Annotated in this window: 15 protein-coding genes and 1 pseudogene; all 16 read left to right on the forward strand. The window is 36.0% G+C overall.

What is annotated here, in order from left to right; genetic code table 11:
• Nucleotides 1–95: pseudogene (locus tag Q0625_RS13415) on the forward strand (SMI1/KNR4 family protein); the annotation flags it as partial.
• A 30-nt stretch (nt 96–125) separates the two neighbouring features.
• Complete coding sequence (locus Q0625_RS13420) at nt 126–758, forward strand: hypothetical protein (protein WP_298828285.1); 633 nt, start codon at nt 126–128, stop codon at nt 756–758.
• Nucleotides 759–767: 9 nt separating this feature from the next.
• On the forward strand, nt 768–1,457 hold the full coding sequence (locus Q0625_RS13425) for an SMI1/KNR4 family protein (protein WP_298828288.1): 690 nt from the start codon (nt 768–770) through the stop codon (nt 1,455–1,457).
• An 11-nt stretch (nt 1,458–1,468) separates the two neighbouring features.
• On the forward strand, nt 1,469–1,900 hold the full coding sequence (locus Q0625_RS13430; RefSeq protein ID WP_298828292.1) for a hypothetical protein: 432 nt from the start codon (nt 1,469–1,471) through the stop codon (nt 1,898–1,900).
• A gap of 21 nt (nt 1,901–1,921) precedes the next feature.
• Nucleotides 1,922–2,611: an SMI1/KNR4 family protein gene (locus tag Q0625_RS13435; RefSeq protein WP_298828295.1), complete on the forward strand. Its 690-nt coding sequence runs from the start codon at nt 1,922–1,924 to the stop codon at nt 2,609–2,611.
• Between the two features lie 21 nt (nt 2,612–2,632).
• Nucleotides 2,633–3,565, forward strand: coding sequence for a hypothetical protein (locus tag Q0625_RS13440; RefSeq protein WP_298828298.1), 933 nt, complete (start codon nt 2,633–2,635; stop codon nt 3,563–3,565).
• Nucleotides 3,566–3,571: 6 nt separating this feature from the next.
• On the forward strand, nt 3,572–4,219 hold the full coding sequence (locus Q0625_RS13445; protein ID WP_298828301.1) for a DUF6707 family protein: 648 nt from the start codon (nt 3,572–3,574) through the stop codon (nt 4,217–4,219).
• 12 nt (nt 4,220–4,231) lie between these two features.
• Nucleotides 4,232–5,674: a polysaccharide biosynthesis C-terminal domain-containing protein gene (locus Q0625_RS13450; protein WP_298828304.1), complete on the forward strand. Its 1,443-nt coding sequence runs from the start codon at nt 4,232–4,234 to the stop codon at nt 5,672–5,674.
• 2 nt (nt 5,675–5,676) lie between these two features.
• Nucleotides 5,677–6,120: a hypothetical protein gene (locus tag Q0625_RS13455; RefSeq protein ID WP_298828306.1), complete on the forward strand. Its 444-nt coding sequence runs from the start codon at nt 5,677–5,679 to the stop codon at nt 6,118–6,120.
• Between the two features lie 89 nt (nt 6,121–6,209).
• The gene (locus Q0625_RS13460) at nt 6,210–6,908 is read left to right on the forward strand and encodes a hypothetical protein (protein ID WP_298828310.1); all 699 of its coding nucleotides are present in this window, start codon (nt 6,210–6,212) and stop codon (nt 6,906–6,908) included.
• Nucleotides 6,905–7,426, forward strand: a complete 522-nt coding sequence (locus Q0625_RS13465; protein ID WP_298828312.1) for a hypothetical protein — start codon at nt 6,905–6,907, stop codon at nt 7,424–7,426. Before Q0625_RS13460 ends, Q0625_RS13465 begins: the two co-directional genes overlap by 4 nt.
• Before the next feature lie 160 nt (nt 7,427–7,586).
• Nucleotides 7,587–7,940, forward strand: coding sequence for a VOC family protein (locus Q0625_RS13470; RefSeq protein ID WP_298828315.1), 354 nt, complete (start codon nt 7,587–7,589; stop codon nt 7,938–7,940).
• Nucleotides 7,941–7,963: 23 nt separating this feature from the next.
• Nucleotides 7,964–8,410, forward strand: a complete 447-nt coding sequence (locus Q0625_RS13475) for a hypothetical protein (protein WP_298828318.1) — start codon at nt 7,964–7,966, stop codon at nt 8,408–8,410.
• Nucleotides 8,411–8,700: 290 nt separating this feature from the next.
• Nucleotides 8,701–8,979 (forward strand): SemiSWEET family transporter, encoded by a 279-nt coding sequence (locus Q0625_RS13480; RefSeq protein ID WP_009414533.1) that lies wholly within the window; start codon nt 8,701–8,703, stop codon nt 8,977–8,979.
• 96 nt (nt 8,980–9,075) lie between these two features.
• Nucleotides 9,076–9,354, forward strand: a complete 279-nt coding sequence (locus Q0625_RS13485; protein WP_298828328.1) for a hypothetical protein — start codon at nt 9,076–9,078, stop codon at nt 9,352–9,354.
• 480 nt (nt 9,355–9,834) lie between these two features.
• On the forward strand, nt 9,835–10,308 hold the full coding sequence (locus Q0625_RS13490) for a hypothetical protein (protein WP_298828330.1): 474 nt from the start codon (nt 9,835–9,837) through the stop codon (nt 10,306–10,308).
• The last annotated feature ends 144 nt before the right edge of the window (nt 10,309–10,452 follow it).

Consider the following 10,452-nt stretch of genomic DNA (forward strand, 5'->3'; position numbering starts at 1 on the left):
TTTATACCAAAGGCAAAGGCATAGACCCTACCTCAAAGAACGCCAAAACTTGGTATAAGGTATTGGGGATAAATCCAAAGGAGTTGGAAGGGTAAAAAAGTATTAGTTACACTAAAAAATAGAATATGTTAGGTAATCTATTCAAAAAGAAGCCTACTTTTACCCCTGCAATGCAAGAGTTATTTGTAAAAATAAGTCTTGCACTGCCTCAGCGTTTTCATTTCCTGCAAAAACAACTTACAGAAGGAATTATCAAAGGAATAAAGAAGCCCGAAGGACAGCGCTACCAACTGCGTTTGGATATTCCTTTGCTCAACAAATATGAAGACAAAAAAGGACGGAATTTCTTAATTGAAAATATCGTAATACAGTCAGTTGAGACAGGCAAAAGTAGTGTGGTGAATTGGAATGTAGCTTATGGATTGTTATTGGTGTATATTACAGCTAATAACGACTTTCTGAAATGGCAAGCTGAGGCGGTAGGGATAGATACTTCCCGCATTCGTATAAAGTATTTAGATGATAGCCCTATTGAAAAACTTCTTTCCAAAGAAGAACAGCAATATATAACTCCTAATGATTTATACGAAGTGTCTTTAAACGACAAAACCTACTATCACGTACAGGATATAACCGATGGAGATGGCGATTTTATCGGGATAGATGCCGATAAGAATATTTATGAGTTTAGGCACGACCCTTTTGAAATCACTTTGCTAACAGAACCCTTAGAAACCATCTTAAAAAATAATAAATAACCTCAAAAAATGAATATGCCATTTAATTTTGAGCTTTTTAAAAAGCGCTTAAACCTATTTTTAGAAAAGATAGAAGACCTTGGTGGCGAGGTAGAACCTCTTACGATAGAAAAACCCGCTACAGAGGAAGAAATCAAAGCCGTAGAGGCAAAATTAGGTTATACATTGCCTCCTCATTTCCGTGAAGTACTCTTGGAAAACACCGCTCATTTGGAGTTTGGGTGGGATATTGATGATATTATAGATGAGGAAGACATTTCTTTACCTGATAAACTAGCTGAAATCTTTCGTGGAAAGTTGCTTTTTGGGCTGGATTTGCTTTTGGACTATGAGGAAGATCGCCAAGACTGGGAAGGGGAAGCATATCCAAATTCTGATAAAGAATACGACCACATTTGGCATAATAAAATGTCCTTTTTCCAAGTAGGCAACGGCGATTATATAGCTATTGAGTTAGAGCCAGAAAACTATGGCAAGGTTGTGTATCTTAGTCACGATGGTAGTGAGAATCACGGGCTTTATATAGCCGATAACTTTAAAGAATTCCTGATGAACTACGCCGCTGTGGGTTGTACTGGAGGCGAGGATTGGCAATGGGAACCTTTTTATACCAAAGGCAAAGGCATAGACCCTACCTCAAAGAACGCCAAAACTTGGTACAAGGTATTGGGGATAAACCCAAAGGAGTTAGAAGGGTAAAAAGTAAGAAAATGAATAACAAAAAGATGAAATGGATAGAATACTTTTCGGAAAATGGTGACCTATGGCAATTATTTGTAGAGGATGATTACCAAGAAACGCAAGCAGATACCTTAGCTCACAATGGCAATGAAGCTGTGACAAGAAGAGAAATGCCTGCCATAGATAAAGTACAAGTTACTATAATCCCAGCCGCTCGTATTGTAGACAAAGTAAAAGGGCAAGTAGCAGGAGAAAAACTTTTTCACCTCAAACTGAGCCTTATCAATGGGGATAATTGGTTTGCTATCAGTCAACAGGCATTTTCTAAGGAAGAGATATTACAATATGCTTCTCTTTTTGTAGGATTGAACAAATTCCAAGCCGAAAGGGTTTGGAAATCCAAGAAATTAGGCGAAGTCAATACAATAAGACTTGAAAATAAAGAAGAAACAAACAATTAGTTTCATAAAATAAATAACATTATGGCAATACCCTTTAATTTTGAGCTTTTTAAAAATCGTTTAAATCTATTTTTAGAAAAGATAGAAGACCTTGGTGGCGAGGTAGAACCTCTTACGATAGAAAAACCTGCTACAGAGGAGGAAATCAAAGCTGTAGAGGCACAATTGGGCTATACATTGCCTCCTCATTTCCGCGAAGTGCTTTTGGAAAACACCGCCCATTTGGAGTTTTATTGGAATGTGAATGATGTAACTATTGAAGATGAATCTATAATACCCGATGCCTTGGCGCACATCTATTGCGGGGAATTACTCTTTGGGTTGGATTTGCTTTTGGATTATGAGGAACATCGCAAGGAATGGGCAACAGATGTTTTCCCTAATTATGAAGACCCAGAAGACCGCATTTGGTACAACAAATTGTGTTTTCATATCAATGCTAACGGCGATTATATCGCTATTGAGTTAGAACCAGAGAACTATGGTAAGGTTGTGTACCTCAGCCACGATGGTGCAAGCAATCTCGGCACTTATTTAGCCGATAACTTTAAGGAATTCCTGATGAACTACGCCTCTGTAGGCTGTACTGGAGGTGAGGATTGGCAATGGGAACCCTTTTATACTGTAGGCAGAGGCATAGATCCCACCTCAGAGAACGCTCAAGCGTGGCAGAAGGTATTGGGGATAAATCCAAAGGAGTTGGAGGGGTAAAACAATTAAAACATTACAATTATGTCCATAGAGCAAAAAGACAAAGAACAAATGGAGCAACTCATTGCCTCTGAAAAGTATCAGCAGATATTAGATAAGCTTTGCGATATTATAGATATGGTATTCGAGGAAGAAATGCCCAGCTTTACCGTGCTGAATTACACGCATAAAGCACTAAAAGATGCGGGTGTTACCTTGGAGGAAATCGCCCCAGTGGCGTTGGCGGACGATCACTTCTTGAACTTTAGCATTCTCAAGATGAATTATATCAAGAGTGAGAAAACGATGCACTTTAGCAAGGACTTTCTCATTCGCAATATGATAGAATTTTATTTTCTAAAAACAAATCCCAAAGCACTACCTGATTATTTGAAGAAAGCAGGATTAAAAAACTATATGACTCCTCTAAAAAAATGGTTCACAGAGGCTACTGATACGGAGCTTGTCGCCGCAGTTTCTGCTTATCTCAAAGAACTGAAGGAGAAAAGAAAAGGCGCAGAGCAGACAAGCTCACAAACGACTACCCCCGAAGATTGGGAACGACTCTCGGCGGTATATCCCAAGCTTACCAAGCAGGTACTGAAGGATTTTGATGAATATAATGTGGTTACCGCAGGCATTCCCTTAGCCGAGATTACCCAAAAGAGCCAAGACTTGGGGGTTGCTTTCTCTGAGGAACTTAATTTCTTTTTCCAGCATATAGGGGAACTCAGACTGGAGGGAGTAGAAATCCGCTTTACCGACTTATATAGCGATGTGTTCAATGGCGAAGACTATTTAGTGCTTGGAGAGTTTTGGAAATACGGCGATGGTGACAAACTGCTCTATGCTCCCGACACCCAGCAGATACTTTGTTTTGCCCACGAATACGCCAAACCCAAGGTCATCAAGCAAGCTGATACTATGACCGAATTTGTAGAAAAGAAATTAGTAGCTTATTTAAAAAATTATTAGATCGTTATGAATATAGAAATTTTAGCACCTTATTGCACTACTGCAAAACAGCAAAAACTCCTTGAAAAGCTCCGCAAAAAACTTTCACTTAAAAGTAGTAAAGACCTACAAACTGTTTATGAACTTGTAGGATGTCTATTTGTAAGCAAACAATACGAAGGCTTATTAGCTTTCTTGCCAGAAGTACTTGCAGTGCCTTTTGCAGCGAATTTTAACCTATGGTATCCCATAGAACACTCTTTAGCGCTTATTGCCGAAGTACCTACCATCACCCCAGAACAACGCAAAGCGTGTTTCCTGCACTTTAAAAGCGTTACCGAATATAAAGGATTACCTGATTTTCAAGATATGTATGATAACTATTTCCAGGATTATTTAGCACTTTACTTTCTAAACAATACTTTGGAATATCTTCACAAGAGCATAGAAGAGAAAGAAACTTCTTATGAATTTTCATATCGTATATACTTAATTACAGCTGCTTCACTTGTAAAACTTATCAATGAAGAAGTAGATTACAAAACACTTGAATTTCCCGATGAGGATCGCCAACCTACTTATAACAGCAGGGAAGAGCTTCAAAATCATATGAATACCCTTATAGCGGAACAACTCACCGCCTTGCAGGATAAGAAATTTGTAAAGTATTACTAAAAGAAAAAGATTATGGGCATCGTACTCCGACAATCATTTAAGAATGTAGTGGCTACCTATTTGGGGTTCGCCATAGGGGCACTGAACACCCTTTTCTTATTTACCTATTTCCTTTCCAAAGCGCAATATGGCTTGGTGAGTTATGTTACTTCCACTGCTACGATTCTTTCTCCACTGATAGCCTTTGGGGTGTCCAACACTTGGGTACGCTACTACTCCGCTTATACCGATAGGCAGGAACAAGGCAAACTCAACCTGATGCTTTGCCTCTTGCCACTACTGGTGATTCTCCCTGCTACTCTTTTGGGGAGTATCGCATATGAGCAAATTGTTCAGTGGCTTTCGGCAAAGAATACAGAAGTACGCCCGTATGTGTGGCTTATCTTCCTTACGGCTGTGGCTATGGCCTATTTTGAGATAGCTTATGCGTGGATGCGGGTACAACTCAAAACGGTCTTTGGCAATTTCCTCAAAGAAGTATTCCATAGGGTAGGGGTGATGCTTTTATTAGTAGCCATTTACTTTGGTGTTATTGATTTTCATCAGCTAATGTGTGGCGTGTTTTGGGTGTATGCCCTGCGTATGCTCTTGATGTTTGTTTCCGCTTTTTATGTACGCCGACCTACCTTTGCTTGGGGGCTGCCACAGGGCAAAAAGGAAGTCTTTTTGTACAGTTTGTTTGTTATTTTATCGGGTTCAGTAGCTTCCGTGTTGATGGACATAGATAAGTTTATGCTGAACCAATACCTGCCTATTAGTGAGATTGCCGTGTATAATGTGGCTATCTTTACCGCCACAGTGATTGCTATTCCTTACCGTAGTATGTACCAGATCGTAAGCCCCCTCACGGCACAGTTTATGAACCAACAAAAGCCCCAAGAGCTTGCAGATTTGTACAAGCGCAGTACGGTAAATACTTACTTTGTGAGCATGGTCATTTGTGTGCTTATTGTAGTGAATGCCCAGCAGTGTTACGCCCTCTTGCCTGATAAGGATTACAGCACAGGGCTTGGGGTGCTTATCATCATATCCATAGTAAAGCTCTCCGATGCCTTAGTTGGTTTCAGCAATGCGGTATTACTCAATTCTCCTTACTATCGCACGGTGCTATTTTTGGGTGTTTTTTTAGTGATAGGTGCCGTCCTGATGAATAGGTGGCTCATTCCCCTTTATGGTATCAATGGAGCCGCATTTGCTACTCTTTTGGCTTTTACTTCGTATAACCTACTCAAGTCGGTTTTTGTATATCGCAAGTATGGCTTACAACCCTTTTATAAGGAAACATTGCAGACCACTCTCTTTGGTTTGGTAGCGATAGGAAGCTTTTTCTTTTGGGATTTTCCCTTTCACCCGTTGGTGAATATTGGCTTGAAATCCTTGCTTGTAGGAGCTTTTTGGCTGTGGATACTTGTCAAATTTCGTTTGTCAGAAGATTTAACTAAAATACTCAAATAAATATGCATCCATATATCAAAAATATTCTTGAAAATTATACTTACCCCACGATCAAATCTATTGCTTACCCCAATGGAGATATGCTTGTTTTACAAGGGCAATGGTTAGGGGAAGAATATCACCTGCGTATATTGTGTCAATCTACTTTAGATAGTTATTTTAAGTATAATGAAGCGGATTATGTTTCTAATCTCTATCCGCAAAAGGTGGCAGAAAATGCTCAATATGAAGTGTATGGAGGTGAATGTAGTTGGGAAGGAGATGGTTTTATTTACCTTATCCATAAAGAGAGTAGCGAACTTTTATGGTTTTTGTTTTTAGATAATAGTGAATATTTTAAGGAAGCCTATTTTGAGGATACAAACCATATAATCACTCATTCTGAACTTGGCTTACGACTAAGAATTCCTATTAATGAACCTGAAAAACTAAGTGCAATAAAATGATTTCAAAAGAAATAAAAGCAATTACTAAAAACATTCTTGCAATAGTATCTTTGTTTTTTCTCAGCTTTCTTTATTCTCAAAAGAAAGTAGTGAAATACACAGACAAACAAGGATGGCAACAGCAGATTTTGTATTATCTCACCCCTCAAGGAAAAGAATATGCACGTGTTTATAGGTCTTTAGATAACAACGATAAAGCAAAAGATTCCTTTGCTTTTTATAAAACAGGCATTAAAAACTATACTTCTGATGGATATGGGTATAGACTTTCAAGCCAAATAGATTATGAGAATCCTAAAAAACTCAAAGGAGAGTATTTTTTACTACAGCACATAAGGTCTGTTGATAGTTGGGATGATTTGTTGTATGATAATACCCTAATAAAGTACCTAATAGGAGAAAGGAAAATCAAACCCAATGAAATATTCTTTGACAATCAATTAAAGTTTGAAACAGGTATTTTTGGACGTTCTTCTTATGCTAATTACTATTCCAATACAGGACTACCTTTTGAAAGTGATCGAAACTATAAAAGTATTGCTTGGGTAAAAATACAGTTCAATGATAAAAAGAAACCCATTCGTTTAGAGTTTTTCCTTAAGAAAGACCCTGAAATAAAAGATCCGCTGTACAAAGATTTCTATTATATCCGAGAGTATTTTTATAAGAATGAAATTGTTAGCGAAGTTGTTACCACCATAAAAGAGGTAGGAGGGAAGACAGATAAATACACCGAGACTTATGAGGTAGGTGCTCTAAACCAATTTTCAAAAAGTAAAACAAAATGACTTCAGAAGAAATAAAAGCTATTGTCTATTATATCCAAGGCTTACAAGCTCTTTGGAAAGAAGGTTATAATGCCGAAAAAGTAGGAGATTATACTTTTAATTTTATATGCAGAGACTTCAGAGACTATAATACCACAAATGAGTTATGGGAGGTTATCGATGAGTTACAGTTTATGGGAGAAGGAGAAGAATGGGAAAAAACCAAAGAAGAGGTAGAGGCTCTCATTCAAGAAAAATTAGGAATTAGTATTTACGAACCTATCAGTATACTTTCTTACTCAACTAACTTGTTTATAAAGCAACTTACCAATGATTTCTCAAGCAGTTCAATAGTTTTATCGTTTATTGAACAGACAAAAGAACTTATTACTTATCAAGAATATGCTTTAGCATTGGAAAACTTACTGAAAAACCTTTTGGGAAAATGTATTTCTATTCCAAGGGATACTTTAGCTATTTTGGATAACATAGAAGACCCTCATATTCGTAGATTACAGGCTTCATTATGGGGAATATAAAGCAACACCTTGAAATAGATATATACCAATCAATAGCTTCAGAAAACAAATAAAGTTGTATATTTGTACAACTCTTAGAATAAATATCATCAACTTATTTGTATGTATATACAAGGATAAGGGATATGTGCCAGTGATAACTATATTAGATAAATAAATTATGAATTATGATAATTTCTTTCTTCCTGCGGAAAATTTTGAGGAAAGTAAACGATTTTTTGCAGAAGTTTTAAATCTGAAAATCAAGTTTGATTTTTCAGACATAGGAATGATAGCTTTCAATGTGGGAGATGAAGAACCTGCCATTATTTTGAAAGATAAAAAGAAATTCCCTAACACGAAACCAACTATTTGGATCGAAGTAGACGATGTAAAACAAATATATGATGAGTTACAAGGAAAGGGCGTATCGTTTTTGAGTCCGCCGTTTCCTATCAGAACGGGGTGGGCGATTGAGTTTTTAGACCCATCAGGAAATGTATTAGGTTTTACGGATTACAAAGCAGAAAAATAAAACCTCTCTTAGGATAATAAATTATGGCACTTTGGCAATATCAATTTACGATCATACCTAATCAATATATATTGAAAGATATATCTAATGAGGAGCTTGAATATGAATTATGGGAACACGCTAATATTCATAAAGAAGATTTTATGCAGGTGAACTCTTTTCTGCCAAAGACTAAATCTTGGAGTGAGTATTTAGATATATATGGCAATATTGATTCTAATTGTTTGGAAGTATTTTTTGATAGAGAAGAGAGGGTTACTTCAGTTTCTTTGAGAATAGATTTCAGAAGTGATTACAATAAAATACTTTACCAGTTATTATCTTTTTTTGGGGCAAAAGATTATACTTTATTGGATGAGAACTTACAACCAATAAAAACAATAAATAATGAAAGTTTGGAAGTAATTATAAAACAATCTGTTCAATACGAAAAATATAATGAATTAGCATACCTTACAAATAAGAAGTAAAGAAAGCTTTTACAGAAACTGACTTTTTAGAAATATACAAAGTGAATGTATTCGGCGTAGCACACCTCAAAAAACAGCAATTACTTATCATGGATATGCCTAATTACTCACTCATCATATCCCTATTCCTGTTGATATTCTACCTATTATTGATGTAATGGAAGACCCTCATATATGGAGCTTACAAGCTTCGTTATGGAGAGTGTAAAATAAAAATTTTTTTAATTATTTTTGATATTTATTTGTAAAACACGTAAATTATTACTATCTTTGCAGAAAACCATATTATTATGAAGGAAAAAAGAAATATCAAGCAAAAAATTAATTTGTTTATAGGTTCTATAGGAGCCTTTATAGGAGTGGCGGTATTTGTAGCCTATATTCCTCAAATTATGGCCAACTTAGAGGGGCACAAAGCACAACCTTGGCAACCTTTGTTTGCAGCGGGGTCTTGTCTTATCTGGGTGGTGTATGGCTGGACAAAAGAGCCTAAGCCAGATTATATTCTCATTATTCCCAATTTGGTAGGGGTAGTTTTAGGATTCTTAACTTTTATTACTTCGCTTTAAATGGATGTTTTTGCTTTTTATCTTGAAAGCAAAAACGATCATTAATCCCTATTTTGGAATAATTTTTGTACTTTTGCCTTACAAAATAAGAATCTTATGTCTATGACCTTTACCATTAATGAGAGCCATCCACAAGCTTCTGCCCTTGTGGAACTTCTTAAAACATTCAGTTTTGTTTCCTTTAAGGAGACTAAAACAAAGACAAAAAAGACTACTACAAAGGAAAAATCAGCCCTTGTAGAGCCTGCTTTTGAAGAAGAAAGCCCTGAAGATTATGAATTTATTATGGCACTTTCTAAAGAAACCAATAGAAATGTAGCCCACCGTCTGGCTAAAGAAAAAAACATAATACTCCCTTATCAAAAGAAAAAATAATGATTGTTATTGCTGATAGTAATATCTTCTATAGCTGTACTATAGATAGGGAGATTTTGTTATATCAATTTTGTGTCAATTAATATAACAAAATGACTTCGGAAGAATAAAAGCCATAGTCTTTATATTCAAGGCTTACAATCTCTTTGGAAAGAAGGTTATAATGCAGAAAAAGTAGCTCTTTACAACTATTAGTTTAACTTAACGTGAGTTCGATATAACGAAAGCTCCCACTGATTTTCACGGATTTCACAGATTTTCTATGTCTGTGTAATTGTGTTGTTGCGATTTACACAGATTTTTATAAGACCAAAGGTCTTATTTATCCGTGAAAATTTCAGAGTTACGCTTAATTGTATCATTTTCTCCGTGAAAATCCGTGTTTCACATACCCAGCTGTGAGCACTCGCTGGCTTTGTGGGAGAAAAAATATAATTTTGCTTACGTCGAACTCACGTTAAATTAAAGATTTTTACAAAAATGAATAAGAATGCTTCATATAATCTTTATTTTTTTCTTTTACAATGGTTGTTGTTTGTTGCTACCTATGAGGCTTTAGCAGCCTATTCAATTGATAATATAGTTTCTATTATAGAGAGGTTTGATAACGCTATTTGGGATTCACTAATTTATTTGTTTAGTACGGGGGTAGGAAAAGACCCTTTTTTACTGATGCTCACTAAAACAGCCTTTTTCTTTCCTTTGCTTTTTCTTTTTGTAATTCCTTATTTTTTAGAGCAGAAGAAAGAGGGGAAAAGCTATTTTTATCATTACGACATTCATCGTGAGAGTTATTATCTTTTAGTAGATGTGATTACTCTGGTGGTTTATGCAATATTCATAATGCCGGCTGTACTCTTTTCTTTTGGGGTGCTCACCTCTTTGCCTTTATTTCTGTTTATGATTATCTTTAGGGTCTATCAGTATAAAAAGAAACTTATTTTCAAGGAGTAAAATTAGTAATGCGAATCAATAGTAGAAAAACAATTGTATAGTCTAATTCATTAATACGCAATTTATTGCCTCTCTATGGAAGACTATGTTTTTGGGTAATTGTCTTAGCCAGCGCATGTGTAGAGACGCAATTTATTGCGTCTT

This window comes from uncultured Capnocytophaga sp. (genome assembly GCF_938029845.1).
In the GTDB taxonomy this organism is placed as follows: domain Bacteria; phylum Bacteroidota; class Bacteroidia; order Flavobacteriales; family Flavobacteriaceae; genus Capnocytophaga.